Raw genomic sequence first — 14,135 nt, forward strand, 5'->3', positions numbered from 1 at the left:
TCGAGGCCCGGGAGTACTCCCAAGGGCGGTGGGAGGTGGGGGGCGGGCCAGCATGAAGGAGACCTGGCCGCCGAGGAGCCGGCCGTGTGCGGTGCCGTCGTCGTCGACGGTGAGGCGGGCGAGTTCGGAGGAGTACAGCCAACCGCACACCGTGGCGAGGATCTGGCTGCCGGGCCTGGTCCGGGCGAGCCAGGTCGGTGGGATCGCCCGTACTCCGCAGGTGGCCACGATCCGGTCGTACGGGCCGCCGCCGTCCGGGCGTCCGGAGAGGCCGTCCCCTGCGAGGCCACCGCCGGACAGGGCCGTTCCCGACGAGCGTCTGAGGGAACCCGTCTATCGCCGTGCGCGCGTGCGATATAACGCCATGCTCGCTGAAAGAAAGCTGGCGGTCGGACGCCTGGAAGAGGCGTGCAGCGATGGGAACCGTGTCCTGGACGACTACCCACCCGTGCAGTCCGGCCGGTGTGACGACCGGGTGGGGATCATGCTGTCCGCGCTTCGTCCCCCCTCGGCAACTCCTACACGCGTGAGGTCTTCGAGCGCGCTCGCCCGATGCTCCGGGCGGCCTGACCTGCGACGCGGGAAGGTCCGCCGGGGCGTGCTTCGCTGCGTCCCGGTTCTGCTCGACGTCCTTTAAAGGAACGGGAGAGAACCTTCCAACCCACCCCTCCGGTCCCCAACTCCCCTTGCCACACGATCGGGTGAAGCTGTCCGGAACGCGGACAGGTGAGGTCGGGGGTGCGGTACGGTCAGCGCAATAGCGGCATATGACAAGTTGGCCCCCGCAGGGACTCACAATCCCCACGAGGGCCTGGCAATCAGGAAGTAGCGCTTCCCAATGGCTTACCCGCAGTCTAACGCGGTCCCTTCCGCGTGCCCCATTCCGTTCGAGATTCCCGTCGACGCGCCTCGCTCCGGGGTCATCCACGTACGGCACCGGCACACCGACCGGTTCACCGTCGTCGGCAACCACCTCGCCCAGCATCCGCGCCTCTCGGCCGTCGCCATCGGGCTCGGCGTGTACATCCAGTCGCTGCCCGACGGCGCCGACGTCACGGTCAAGACGCTCACCCTGCGGTTCCGGGAGGGCGAGATCACCATCCGGCGGGCACTCAACGAACTGGTGGCCGAGGGGTACGTCGAGCGGCGGCGGGTTGAGCTCGGAGGCGGGCGGTTCGCCACGCGGACGCTCGCGTACGACAAGCCCGGGTGCGGTGGGGGGCGGGGGCTGCGGTCGCCGGCCGTATCCGAGACCGTACGGGCGGAGACCCGGCCGGTCTCGGACTCGGGCTCGGACGCGGACCGCTCGGACTCGGGCTCGGTCTCGGACGCGGACCCGGACCTGGGTTCGGGCCCAGGCCCAGGCCCTGGTCCTCGTCCCGGCCCTGCGCCCTCCGCCTCAGCCGGGGCCGAGGTCCGTCCCGTACCGCCGACGTCGAAGGCGACGCCGCCTGTTCTCGACAGGCCCGCCGCCGACCTGCTCGCCCGGCTGCGGACCGTCGACTCGCGGCTCCTGCTCTCCTGGCGTGACGTCCTACGGCTCACCCCCGGAGTCGAGGAGTGGCTGTCCCGGGCGGCCACCCCGGAGCAGGTGATCCGTTCGCTCACCGCCGCCCTGCCGCCCGCGCACGTGCCCATCCACCACCCGGGCCGGTTCGTCGAGTTCCGGCTCTCGACGCTCCTGCCGCCTCCGCTGGCCGCCGTACCGCCGCCGTCGGTGACCGACGGACCCGCACCGCTGGTCAACTGCGACGGGTGTGACCGTGCGTTCCGCAGCCACGATCCGGAAGGTGGCTGCGGCAACTGCCGGTCCGCGGCCTGACCGCCCCCAGCCGCGTTCCATGCGGTGGCGTCGACGGCCGCCTCGCCGCCACCGCATGACCGCCCCCGCCGCTCGGCATGCCGGGGCAGCGGTGGATGTCGGAGGCGGGTGGCAGGATCCCTTCCATGCCGCTGCCTCAACCCGATGATCTGACCTCGCTGGTTCTTCGTACCGACTTCGGTGACGACACGGCCTGGGACGCGCTCCGAACCGCGCTCGACGCGGTCGACGACCGCATCGATGCCACGTACGTCAGCGACCCTCGTTTCGCCGGGGTGAGCGTCCGGGATCTGCTGGACGAGGAGGCCCGGGCGGAGGAGGACGACCAGATCGTCCATGTGTTCCTGGCCGACGCGCACGCCATGGGCGACCCGTCGCACCCGCTCCTGGCCGTGGACCTGTCGGACGACGAGCCGGGACGGACGTTCCGGCTCCCCGCCCGGTGGTTCCCCGACGTGTCGGCCAACCTCAGCATCTCCAACATGGACTTCGCCGAGTTCGCGGACGCGGCCGACGCCACGGGGACCTTCCGCGGGTTCGAGGAGGGGGTTGGTCTCTGAGCGTCGCTCACGTCCCCGACGGTCGCGGCTGCTCCGGCGGAACCGAGCTCTCGGCGTCCGCCATCCACTGGTCCAGGTCGGCCTGGGTGAACTCCGTCCACGAGGGGATCTCGGGGAGCCGGCGGAGGAGGTCGTAGGCCTCGGGGATCTGGGGGCCGCGCAGGACCGGGCAGTGGCAGCCGGCGATGACCTCGGCGTCCAGGTGCTGGAAGTCGTCGACGACGGTCCCGAACTTCTGGGCGTCCAGCAGCGCGACCCAGGGAGCGACCAGCCTCCCGCCGAAGAACTGGCCGTCGCGGAACTCGTCCGGCGACAGCGCCGCCGTTTCGGGCATCGGGGCCGGTACGTTCGTGGCGAAGGTGTCGACGGACCACAGGACGTGGCTCTTCCGGTCGAAGAGAGCGCGGGTCGTGGGGTTGTCGTACAGGGGCGGCCGTTTGGCGACCAGGGTGCGGTCGCCCGCGTCGATCGTGTCGCCGTCGATCATGAAGCGGCACCGGTTGATGGGCGTCTCCCACTCCTCGGCCATGCGACCGAGGGAGAACCACGTCGTCAGCAGGGTCGCGTTCGGGCATGCGGCGAGGACCGCCAGCAGGTTGCCCGCGTGGTCGCGGTCGTCGTGGGTGAGGAAGATCCACCGTACGTCCAGGGGATCCACGACGGACCAGGCCGCCTCCAGCCACTGGGCGCGCACCGCGGGCGCCCCGGTGTCCACGAGGACCGGTTCCGCTCCCCGGATCACCATCGAGTTCATCGGGAAGTGGCCGACCGGCGGGGCCTCGAGGGCCCACGGGATGACGAACGTCTCCTCGGCGATCTTGTACGGCTGCAGAAGGTTGAACGTGTCCGTGGTGGTCATCGCCGCTCTCCCTCGCGCGGAGTCGCCGCAGCGCCTATGCATCCAGTGCAGCCCCGCGCCGGGCTGCCGTCAAACGCAGGTCTCGGCCGGTCGGATCAGGGCTCCTCGCGCGGTCGCCCCTACGCCGGGAACCTGCGGTCCACCCACCGCCACGTGACCTCCAGGAGCAGGCCTCCCGCCGCCGCGATGACGACCGCCGCCCACGGCATGGTCGTGCCCACCAGCCTCAGGGCGAAGAAGTCCTGGAGCCAGGGCACGACCAGCACCAGGAGGAACGCGCCTCCCATCGTGGCGACCAGGGCGAGGCGCCACCAGGTGTACGGGCGGGCGATGATCGCCAGGACCCACAGGGAGACCAGGAACAGGGCGAGGGTGGCGGCGCTCGTCTCGGCCTCCAGGGCGCCTTCGCCGCTGTAGTGGTGCCGGGCCAGGAGGTACGTGGTGAAGGTGGCGGCCGCCGCGAGGACGCCGCCGGGGATCGCGTACCGCATCACCCGCCGTACGAAGTTCGGCCTCGCGCGTTCCTTGTTGGGGGCGAGCGCGAGGAAGAACGCCGGGACGCCGATCGTCAGGGTGGACAGCAGGGTGAGGTGGCGGGGGAGGAAGGGGTACTCCACCTGCGAGCAGACCACCAGGACCGCCAGGAGCACCGAGTAGACCGTCTTCGTCAGGAACAGGGTCGCGACCCGGGTGATGTTGCCGATGACCCGCCGGCCCTCCGCCACCACCGACGGCAGGGACGCGAAGCTGTTGTCGAGGAGGACGATCTGCGCGACCGCCTTCGTCGCCTCCGAGCCCGAACCCATGGAGACGCCGATGTCGGCGTCCTTCAGGGCCAGGACGTCGTTGACGCCGTCGCCCGTCATGGCGACGGTGTGGCCGTGGGACTGGAGCGCCGCCACCATGTCCCGCTTCTGCTGCGGGGACACCCGGCCGAAGACCGCGTTCTCGTCGAGGACCTTCGCCATCTCCTCCCGGTCGGTGGGGAGGGTGCGGGCGTCGACGGTGTTCTCCGCGCCTGCCATGTCGAGCTTCGCGGCGACCGCGCCGACCGAGACCGCGTTGTCGCCCGAGATGACCTTGGTGGCGACGTTCTGGTCGGCGAAGTAGGCGAGGGTGTCGGCGGCGTCGGGCCGCAGCCGCTGTTCGAGGACGACGAGCGCGGCCGGGCGGGTGTCGGCGACGACCTCCGGGTCGTCGAGCTCGTGGGTCGTACGGGTCAGGAGGAGGACCCGCAGGCCCTGTTCGTTGAGGTGGTCGATCTCGGTCAGGACCGGGTCGTCGGCGGGGAGGAGTACGTCCGGGGCGCCCAGGAGCCAGGTCGAGTTCTCGCCGTCGCCCTCGCTGAAGGCCGCGCCGCTGTACTTCCTGGCCGAGGAGAACGGCAGCGCCTCCGTGCACCGCCACTCCACCGTCTCCGGGTAGGCGTCGATGATGGCCTGGAGGGAGGCGTTGGGGCGCGGGTCGGATTCGCCGAGGGCCCCCAGCACCTTGCGTACATACGTCTCGTCCGAGCCGTCGAGCATGCGCAGCTCGGTGACGTCCATGCCGCCCTCGGTGAGCGTGCCCGTCTTGTCCAGACACACGACGTCGACGCGGGCGAGGCCCTCGATGGCGGGCAGTTCCTGCACGAGGCACTGCTTGCGGCCCAGGCGTACGACTCCGATGGCGAAGGCGACCGAGGTGAGCAGGACCAGGCCCTCGGGGATCATCGGGACGATGCCGCCGACCGTGCGGGCGATCGAGTTCTTGAGGTCGTCGTCCTTGACGACGAGCTGGCTGATGATCAGCCCGATCGCGGTCGGGACCATCATCCACGTCACGTACTTGAGGATCGTGGAGATGCCGGAGCGCAGCTCGGAGTGGACGAGCGTGAAGCGGGAGGCCTCCTCCGCGAGCTGCGCCGCGTACGCCTCGCGGCCCACCTTGGTGGCGGTGAAGGCGCCGCCGCCGGCGACGACGAACGAGCCGGACATCATCGGGTCGCCGGGTCTCTTCACCACGGGGTCGGCCTCGCCGGTGAGGAGCGACTCGTCGATCTCCAGGCTGTCCGCCTCGGCGACGACGCCGTCGACGACGACCTTGTCACCGGGGCCGAGTTCGATCAGGTCACCGAGGACGATCTCGGAGGCGGAGAGTTCGGCGGTCACGCCGTCGCGACGGACGGTCGGCTTGGACTCCCCGATGACGGCGAGTCCGTCGAGGGTCTTCTTGGCGCGGAGTTCCTGGATGATGCCGATGCCGGTGTTGGCGACGATGACGAAGCCGAAGAGGCTGTCCTGGATCGGCGCGACGACGAGCATGATCACCCAGAGCACGCCGATGATCGCGTTGAAGCGGGTGAGGACGTTGGCGCGGACGATGTCGGTCGCGGAGCGGGAGCTCCGTACGGGGACGTCGTTGACCTCGCCGCGCGCGACGCGTTCGGCGACCTCGGCCGAGGTGAGCCCCGCGGTGCGGTGGACGACGGGAGGGTCGGCCGCCTCGGTCTCCCTGCCGTCCGTGTCGATCTTCGCCCGCTGAGTCATGTTCTCGACGGTACGGCCGGAACGGGGCGTTCACCTGCCGGGAAGGGCGAAGATCAGACCGTGGGAGGAGGGGAATGGTCCCCAGGTGCTACGCGCCGACGCGCCGGGTCCGGGTCGGCTACGCGCGGATGCCCAGGGTCCGGGTCGGCTACGCGCCCGGTGCCGTCTCCGGGGCGGATCCCGCCCCCGCCGAGCGCGCCGCCTCGTGGCGCTTGATCGCCGCGTCGCGCTTGCGTACGTACCAGATGCCGATCAGGCCGAGCCCCGCGCCGGCCAGGCAGGTCCACACCCACCAGGTGAGGTCCCGGTCGTCGAACCAGCCGTAGAACGGGACCTGGACGAGGAAGAGGACGAACCAGAGGACGGTGCCGCCGGTGACGGTGCCGACGACGGGCCCTTCGAGGGGCTCGGGTGCCTCGTGCTTCGGTGTCCACTTCGCCATGGGGCCAGTCTAGGCGGCCGCGTTTCTCATCTACGCGCGGAGATAGACGCTCGCTCGTTCATGTGTTCATACTGAAACGGTTTGCCTCCGGCGTGTTTCCTTCGTATGAACCGCCAATAAAGGACTTCTCCGAAGAGGAACCCCACCCCATGAGCACCACGGCCGCCGCCAAGGCCTCCTCCCCCGAGGGCCCCGAAGTCCCCGTCTCGGGCCTCGACCGCTACTTCAAGATCTCCGAGCGTGGTTCGACCGTCGCCCGCGAGGTGCGTGGCGGCTTCGCCACCTTCTTCGCGATGGCCTACATCATCGTGCTGAACCCGATCATCCTCGGCAGCGCCAAGGACATGTACGGCCACCAGCTCGACAGCGGCCAGCTCGTCACGGCCACCGTCCTCACCGCCGCGTTCTCGACGCTCCTCATGGGTGTCATCGGCAACGTCCCGATCGCCCTCGCCGCCGGCCTCGGCGTCAACACCGTCGTCGCGCTCCAGCTCGCGCCGAAGATGTCCTGGCCCGACGCCATGGGCATGGTGGTCCTCGCCGGTGTCGTCGTGATGCTGCTCGTCGCGACCGGTCTGCGCGAGCGCGTGATGAACGCCGTCCCGGTCGGCCTGCGCAAGGGCATCGCGATCGGCATCGGCCTCTTCATCATGCTGATCGGCCTCGTCGACTCGGGCTTCGTCTCCCGTATCCCCGACGCCGCGCACACCACCGTCCCGCTCCAGCTCGGCGCCGACGGTCACCTCACCGGCTGGCCGGTCCTGGTCTTCGTCCTGGGCGCGCTCCTCACCCTCGCCCTGATCATCCGCAAGGTGCCGGGCGCGATCCTCATCTCGATCGTCGTCATGACGATCGTCGCGATGGTGATCAACGCGGTCGCGACCGTCCCCTCCTGGGGTCTGACCACCCCGGAGTGGCCCGGCAACCCGGTCGCCTCGCCCGACTTCGGCCTGGTCGGCGAGGTCAGCCTCTTCGGCGGCTTCGCGAAGGTCGGCTACCTGACCGGCGTCCTCTTCGTCTTCACCGTGCTGCTGTCCTGCTTCTTCGACGCCATGGGCACGATCCTCGGCGTCGGCGACGAGGCCAAGCTGATCGACAGGGACGGCAACTTCCCCGGCATCAACAAGGTCCTGCTGGTGGACGGCCTGGCCGTCGCCTCCGGCGGCGCGACCTCCTCCTCGGCCACCACCTGCTTCGTGGAGTCCACGGCGGGCGTCGGTGAGGGCGCGCGCACGGGTCTCGCCTCGGTCGTGACCGGCGGTCTGTTCTCGGTGGCGCTGTTCCTCACGCCGCTGGCCACGATGGTCCCGTCCCAGGCGGCGACGCCCGCACTGCTCGCGGTCGGTTTCCTGATCCTGGCCGGTTCGGTCAAGGACATCGACTGGAGCGACTTCACCATCGCGGTGCCGGCGTTCCTGGCGATGGTGATGATGCCGTTCACGTACTCGATCACGAACGGGATCGGCATCGGCTTCATCGCGTTCAGCGTGCTGCGGCTGGCTGCCGGCCGGGGCCGTGAGGTCCCGGTGGCCATGTACGTCGTGTCGGCGGTCTTCGTCTTCTACTACGCGATGCCGGCGCTCGGCCTCACGTGATCCGGTAACCGCTACGCGATGCCGGCGCCCGGCCTCGCGTGATGCCGGGGCGGGACGGCCGCCGCGTCGTCCGTCTCGCCTCCCGCTCCGTCGGACTCCCCGTAGAACCTCTCCGTCTCGTCGACGGCGGTCTGGAACCGCTCGTCGAAATCCTCCCGAATGAGCGTCCGGACGACATAGTCCTGGACGCTCATTCCTCTTCTCGCGGCGTGACTCCTGAGCCGGTCGAGCAGCTCACCGTCGATGCGCAGGCTGAGCACTGTCGATCCCATGTCGTTCAGGGTCGGGGCAGCCGGGGCCTCTTCGCGTCACTTTCTGGATCCGGCTCACTCGTTCGAGTGATACATGGAGGCCGGAGTGTGATCTGCCCGGCGCTGTGCTGCCATGTGTGCCGCCAGGTGCCGGTGTGATCCGTGCGACGCCGACGCGATCCGGCTGGTATTTAGACAGAGTAATGAGTTAGGCTAACGAACATGCCTGACCTGTCCCACGGCACCGCCGACGACGCCGCGGCCGTGAACGCGCTCCGCTCCTCCGTCATGCGACTGGGCCGACGCCTCAAGCACCAGCGCGTCGACGAGTCGCTGAGCCCCACCGAGATGTCGGTGCTCGGCACCCTCGCCCTCTGCGGTTCCGCCACCCCCGGTGAGCTGGCCCGCAAGGAGCACGTACAGCCGCCGTCGATGACCCGTATCGTCGCGCTGCTCGAAGCCAAGGGACTGGTCCGGCTGGAGCCACACCCCGACGACCGCCGGCAGAAGGTCGTCAGCCCCACCGAGCAGGCCGAGGCCATGCTCGAAGAGTCCCGCCGCAAGCGGAACGCCTGGCTGGCCACCCTCGCCGAAGGTCTGGACGAGGACGAATGGGCCAAGCTGCGCGCCGCGGCCCCCGTCCTGGAGAAGCTCGCCCACCTGTAGTCCACGCGCCGAGGAGGCGAACGCATTTTGAGTACGGGACCCGGAGCAGACTCCGCACCCGTCCACAAACCCACCCTCAAGACCCGTGGGCGGGGGGAAACCTTCTCCTCGCTCCGCATCCGCAACTACCGGCTGTTCTTCACCGGAGCGATCGTCTCCAACACCGGCACGTGGATGGCCCGCATCACCCAGGACTGGCTGGTCCTGAGCCTCACCGGCTCGGCCGCCGCCGTCGGCATCACCACAGCCCTGCAGTTCCTGCCGATGCTGCTCTTCGGCCTGTACGGCGGTGTCATCGCCGACCGCTACCCGAAGCGGAACCTGCTGCTCGTCAGCCAGGCCGCCCTCGGCGTCTGCGGCCTCGCGCTCGCCGTCCTCACCCTCTCCGGGCACGTCCAGGTCTGGCACGTCTACCTGATCGCCTTCCTCCTCGGCATGGTGACGGTCGTCGACAACCCGGCCCGCCAGGCCTACGTCGCCGAGATGGTCGGCCCCGGCCAGCTGCGCAACGCCGTCTCCCTGAACTCGGCGAACTTCCAGTCCGCGCGGCTCGTCGGCCCCGCCGTCGCCGGTGTCCTCATCGCCGGTGTCGGCAGCGGCTGGGCCTTCCTCCTCAACGGCCTGTCCTTCCTCGCCCCCCTCGTGAGCCTCCTGCTCATGCGGACCAGCGAACTCCACAAGGTGGAACGCGCCCCGCGCGGCAAGGGGCAGCTGAGGGAAGGACTGCGGTACGTGGCCGGACGGCCCGACCTGATCTGGCCCATCGTCCTCGTCGGCTTCATCGGCACGTTCGGGTTCAACTTCCCGATCTGGCTCACCGCCTTCTCCGGCGACGTCTTCCACGTCGGCGCCGGTATGTACGGCTTCCTCAACACCCTCATGGCCGCCGGCTCCCTCGTGGGCGCCCTCGCGGCGGCCCGGCGCGGCTCGACCCGGCTGCGGATGCTGGTCCTCGCGGCCGGAGTCTTCGGCGTCCTGGAGATCGCGGCGGCCCTGTCGCCGACCTTCTGGCTGTTCGCGCTGCTGCTCGTACCGATCGGCATGATCGGCCTCACGGTCAACATCACCGCGAACTCGGCCGTCACGATGGCGACCGACCCGGCCATGCGGGGCCGCGTGATGAGCCTCTACATGATGGTCTTCGCCGGCGGCACCCCGATCGGCGCGCCGCTCCTCGGCTGGATCACCGACACGTACGGCGCCCGCGTCGGCTTCGCCACGGGCGGTGTGATCTCGCTGATGGCGGCGGTCGTCGTGGGCCTGGTGCTCGCGAAGATCGGCGGCCTCAAGGTCGCGATGGCCTGGCGCCACGGCCACCCGCAGGTGCGGTTCGTGGCGCGCGAACGGCTGGCGACCGCGGCGTAGCCCTTGGGCGGGCGGCGGCCGGGTGGGTGGCGGCTGGGCGGGCATGGGCGTGCCCGGGTGCGCCTGGGTGAGCGTCCGCCGGGGCCGGGGCCTCCGCGGGGGAGGGGGTGTCCGGACTGCGTCTCACCGCGCTTCGCGCGAGTTCAAGACGCTTTTACGTCCGGACACCCCCTCCCCCGCTCCGGCCCCGGCCCCTCCCGGCGTCGTCCGGCCGGCCCGCCTTCGTGCCTGCGCTTGTTGATGTCGATCTCCATCCCTCGATCAAGTCGTACAACCCTTCGACGAGTTCGCTAGTCGTAAGGGGCGTATACATCAGGGCTTGGGGAGGAATACACCTTGCGTACTGCTTCGTCGCATCGGCGTCTCGTGGTCTCGGTGGGCGTCGTGCTCGCCGCCTCGCTCGTCGTCCCGGCCGCATCCGCCGCGCCCGCGCCCGCAGTTGTGGCCGCGGCCGCCGCCCAGACCGCCGCGACGGTCCGGGTTCCGTTCCTGGCCGCGGGCGGCAAGTTGCTCGGCGCCGGGGCCACCGGCTTCCTCTCGGAGGACAACAACGGCACCGCGCGCTGGACGCGGTACGCGGACGGGGTGTCCACGGTCATCGCGAAGGGTGAGGGCGATGAGGTCTTCGGCTCTGGACCCGGCTCGGACAGCGTCGTGGTCGGGCGCGTGTGGTCCGAAGCCGGAGGCGACGAGATATACACCAAGGCCGTGCGGGTGTACGACATGGCGACGGGCGCCGCGCCCGTCACCCTCGATCTGTCGGCGAGCCAGGAGACGTTCGGGCGCCTCGATGGCGCCGTGGGTTCGACGCTTCTGGTGAGCCGCAACCCTCAGACGCTGAAGCTGATCGACGTCACGGGCGGGAAACCGACCGTCCGCACAGTGGGTGACACGTACATGCACCCGGTATGGGCGACCGCCACCCTGCCCGGCGCGGCGGTCGCAAAGAGCTCCGACGACGCCCTGGTCATCGACCTGGCCGGTGGGCGGGTCGAAGGCCAGTACCCGATGGTCCCGCACCCCGACGGGCCGAAGCCGTACACCAAGAGGTCCCTCTTCCTCTCGCCGGCCCACGTGGCCTGGACCGAGCGGACCGACGACAAGCTGGTCCTCGCCACGGCGGTACGAGGCCAGAGCGAGGTCCGGCGGACTGCGCTCGGCCCCGAGGATGCGGCGGGGATCACCGGCGGTCTGGTCGGCGACTGGTTCGCGTGGGGAGCCACCGACCCGGTCACCACGGGCGGCGCCACCCCGTGGCACGCGTTCTCGGCCGTCTCCCTGAAGGACGGTTCGACCGTCAAGCTCCTCAATCACGCCCGGCACGCCACCCAGGGCCCCGACGGCTCGCTGCTCGTCCTCGGCGTCACCGCCGCCGACGGCGCGGGCGTCTACCGGGTGGCTGCCGGCGCGGACGGCCGGCCGACGGCCGAGCTGGTCGCCTCCACCGGCGAGCCGAACGACGGCGCCACCCCCCTGACGTACGTCGGAGGCGCCCCGGCAACCGTCGACCTGGACGGAGTGGCCAAGGCCCGCCTGTCCTGGAAGTTCTCCACGGCGAGGGCGGACCTCTCCGTCGAGCTGACGAGCAAGGTGACGAACGAGAAGTACCGGACGGTCGTCCGGCCCGCGTCCGGCTCGGGGGCCTACCCGGACGGGACCCTCGGGTTCGACTGGGCCGGCGAAGTGGGTGACTGGTACCCGGAGTCCGCCCCCAACGGCGCCTACGAGTGGACGGTGACCGCCAGGCCGTGGAACGGGACGCCGGCCGTCACTACGTCCGGCACCTTCACCGTGACCCGCGCCCCCAAGCCGCACGACTTCGACGACAACGGGGCGCCGGACCTGGTCGCGCTGGACAAGGACGGCTACCTCGACCAGATCAGCACCCGCTGGGACGACGCCACGGGACGGCTCGTCGCCCTGCCGAACGACGTCTCCGGTCTGCGCGGCTGGAACGTGTACGACCGGATCGAGTCCGTCGGCGACCTCGCCGGCTCCGACGCCGCCGACCTGGTCACCCGCGACCGGGACGGGGTCCTCTGGCTCCACCGCGGCACCGGCAGCGCGACCCGTGTCGGCTACGAGTCCCGGGGGCGGATCGGCGGCGGGTGGAACACGTACGCCCAGTTCACCGGCGGCAGTGACCTGACCGGTGACGGGCGGGCGGACCTGGTCGCCGTGGACAAGGCGGGCGATCTGTACCTCTACAAGGCGACCGGTTCGACGACCGCTCCCTTCGAGCCGCGGAAGAAGATCGGCTACGGCTGGGGCATCTACAACCAGCTCACCGCCACCGGCCAGTTCGGCGGCAACCCGACCGGAGACCTCGTCGCCCGCGACAAGGACGGCGTCCTCTGGCTGTATCTCGGCAAGGGTGACGGCACGTTCGCGCCGCGGACGAAGATCGGCGGCGGCTGGCAGGTGTACGCCGATCTCGTCGGCATCGGCGACGGCAACAAGGACGGCCGCCCCGACCTGTACGCGCGGACGACGGCGGGCGCCGCCTACTTCTACGCCGGTACGGGCGACTACAAGTTCCCGGTCAAGCCCCGCGTCTCGACCGAGGCCGGAGCGGCGAAGTACGGGGCGCCGTACAACCAGGTCTCCTGACGCATCCGTGCCCGCCCTGCCTCCCCCCGCGCAGCCCGAGAGGAACACGTCTTGCGTATGGGGCGTACGCGTGGACGGTGACGGCCAGGCCCTGGAACGGGATGCCGCCCGTCACGGCCACCGGCACCTTCGAGGTGACCCGGGCGCCCAAGGCGCACGACTACAACGACAACGGCTCGCCCGACCTGTTCGCCCGCCGGACCGACGGCAAGCTCAACGCGATCGACACGCGCTGGGACGACGCCACGGGACGCCTCGTCACCGGTGAGACCCGCCACTGGGCGGTCTACACCGGGGACTGGAACGCCTACGACCGTGTCGAGGCCGTCGGCGACATCGCCGGTTCCACGGCCTTCGACGCCGTGGCCCGTGACCGGTCCGGCGTGCTGTGGCTGCACGTCGATGACCCGTCGCTGACCAAGGACCCCGTGCGGATCGGTGGCGGGTGGAACGCGTACACCCAGTTCACCGGCGGCAGTGGCCTGACCGGTGACGGGCGGGCGGACCTGGTCGCCGTGGACACGGTGGGCGATCTCCACCTCTACAAGGCGACGGGCTCCACGACCGCCCCCTTCGCGCCGCGTACGAAGATCGGCGGCGGCTGGCAGGTGTACGCCGATCTCGTCGGCATCGGCGACGGCAACAAGGACGGCCGCCCCGACCTGTACGCGCGGACGACGGCGGGCGCCGCCTACTTCTACCCCGGTACGGGCGACTACAGCGTCCCGTTCGGTCCTCGGTCCGCCACCCAGACCGGCGTCGCCCCCGCCGAGACGGCGTACAACCAGCTCTTCTGAGAGCCGGTCCGGCCGGGTCTCCTGACAGACTTGGCGCATGAGGCTCTTCGCCGGTGTCCTGCCGCCCCCGGAGCAGCTGGCCGAGCTCACGCACGTCGTGGACCGGCTGCACCGGCTCCCGGGGGCGGACGGGCTGCGGTGGGCCTCGCGGCCCGGGTGGCACCTCACGCTCGCCTTCATGGGCGAGGTCGACGAGAAGCTGTTGCCCGAGCTGCGGGTCCGGCTCGCCAGGGCCGCGCACCGCACCCCGCCGTTCCCGCTGCGGCTCCACGGCGGCGGGCACTTCGGGCGGCGCGCCCTGTGGACCGGGGTCGCCGGGGATCTGGACGAGCTGCGGCTGCTCGCCGAGCGCGCGGACGCCGCCGCGCGCAGGGCCGGGGTGCCGATGGACGAGCACCGTCGCTACCAGGGGCACCTGACGCTCGGGCGCGGGCGGGCGGACGACGTGGACCTGCGTCCGTTCCTGGACGTGCTCGACGGTTTCGAGGGCACGCGGTGGCAGGTGGCCGAGCTGGCGCTTGTCCGCTCGAACCTGCCGGTGAGCGGGGTGCCGGGTGAGCAGCCGCGGTACGAGAAGGTCGGCGGCTGGCCCCTTGAGGGAGGCGGGGGCGGGCGGGACGTCCGGGCGGGTTAACCTCGA

The 14,135-nt window shown here is 70.7% G+C and carries 12 protein-coding genes; 8 read left to right on the forward strand and 4 right to left on the reverse strand.

What is annotated here, in order from left to right; genetic code table 11:
* The first annotated feature begins 838 nt into the window (after positions 1 to 838).
* Positions 839 to 1,822 (forward strand): hypothetical protein, encoded by a 984-nt coding sequence (locus ABZ567_RS27970; protein WP_360794718.1) that lies wholly within the window; start codon positions 839 to 841, stop codon positions 1,820 to 1,822.
* A 125-nt stretch (positions 1,823 to 1,947) separates the two neighbouring features.
* Positions 1,948 to 2,382, forward strand: a complete 435-nt coding sequence (locus tag ABZ567_RS27975; RefSeq protein ID WP_360794721.1) for a hypothetical protein — start codon at positions 1,948 to 1,950, stop codon at positions 2,380 to 2,382.
* Positions 2,383 to 2,389: 7 nt separating this feature from the next.
* Here ABZ567_RS27975 and ABZ567_RS27980 read toward each other — a convergent pair whose 3' ends face one another.
* From ABZ567_RS27980 to ABZ567_RS27990, 3 genes are all read right to left on the reverse strand, one after another.
* Positions 2,390 to 3,241: an MBL fold metallo-hydrolase gene (locus ABZ567_RS27980; protein ID WP_360794724.1), complete on the reverse strand. Its 852-nt coding sequence runs from the start codon at positions 3,239 to 3,241 to the stop codon at positions 2,390 to 2,392.
* 119 nt (positions 3,242 to 3,360) lie between these two features.
* Entirely contained in the window at positions 3,361 to 5,769 is a 2,409-nt protein-coding gene (locus tag ABZ567_RS27985) for an HAD-IC family P-type ATPase (RefSeq protein WP_360794727.1), read from the reverse strand.
* Between the two features lie 148 nt (positions 5,770 to 5,917).
* Positions 5,918 to 6,211: a DUF2530 domain-containing protein gene (locus ABZ567_RS27990; protein WP_360794730.1), complete on the reverse strand. Its 294-nt coding sequence runs from the start codon at positions 6,209 to 6,211 to the stop codon at positions 5,918 to 5,920.
* A 149-nt stretch (positions 6,212 to 6,360) separates the two neighbouring features.
* Between ABZ567_RS27990 and ABZ567_RS27995 the strand changes: the two genes are divergently transcribed.
* Positions 6,361 to 7,806 carry an NCS2 family permease gene (locus tag ABZ567_RS27995; protein ID WP_360794733.1) on the forward strand — a complete coding sequence of 482 codons (1,446 nt, stop codon included), beginning with the start codon at positions 6,361 to 6,363 and terminating at the stop codon, positions 7,804 to 7,806.
* Positions 7,807 to 7,817: 11 nt separating this feature from the next.
* Here ABZ567_RS27995 and ABZ567_RS28000 read toward each other — a convergent pair whose 3' ends face one another.
* The gene (locus ABZ567_RS28000) at positions 7,818 to 8,078 is read right to left on the reverse strand and encodes a hypothetical protein (RefSeq protein WP_360794736.1); all 261 of its coding nucleotides are present in this window, start codon (positions 8,076 to 8,078) and stop codon (positions 7,818 to 7,820) included.
* Positions 8,079 to 8,279: 201 nt separating this feature from the next.
* On the opposite strand from ABZ567_RS28000, the gene ABZ567_RS28005 reads away from it, so the two are divergent.
* The 5 genes from ABZ567_RS28005 (at position 8,280) to thpR (ending at position 14,129) form a co-directional block, all read left to right on the forward strand.
* Positions 8,280 to 8,723 (forward strand): MarR family transcriptional regulator, encoded by a 444-nt coding sequence (locus ABZ567_RS28005; protein ID WP_360794739.1) that lies wholly within the window; start codon positions 8,280 to 8,282, stop codon positions 8,721 to 8,723.
* Between the two features lie 27 nt (positions 8,724 to 8,750).
* Positions 8,751 to 10,088, forward strand: coding sequence for an MFS transporter (locus tag ABZ567_RS28010; protein WP_360794742.1), 1,338 nt, complete (start codon positions 8,751 to 8,753; stop codon positions 10,086 to 10,088).
* A 336-nt stretch (positions 10,089 to 10,424) separates the two neighbouring features.
* Positions 10,425 to 12,698, forward strand: a complete 2,274-nt coding sequence (locus ABZ567_RS28015) for an FG-GAP-like repeat-containing protein (RefSeq protein WP_360794745.1) — start codon at positions 10,425 to 10,427, stop codon at positions 12,696 to 12,698.
* A 77-nt stretch (positions 12,699 to 12,775) separates the two neighbouring features.
* A complete protein-coding gene (locus ABZ567_RS28020) occupies positions 12,776 to 13,495 on the forward strand; it encodes a VCBS repeat-containing protein (protein ID WP_360794748.1) in 720 nt (239 codons plus the stop codon).
* 37 nt (positions 13,496 to 13,532) lie between these two features.
* A complete protein-coding gene (thpR, locus tag ABZ567_RS28025) occupies positions 13,533 to 14,129 on the forward strand; it encodes an RNA 2',3'-cyclic phosphodiesterase (protein WP_360794751.1) in 597 nt (198 codons plus the stop codon).
* The last annotated feature ends 6 nt before the right edge of the window (positions 14,130 to 14,135 follow it).

It is taken from the genome of Streptomyces sp. NPDC016459 (assembly GCF_040632845.1).
Lineage (GTDB): Bacteria > Actinomycetota > Actinomycetes > Streptomycetales > Streptomycetaceae > Streptomyces.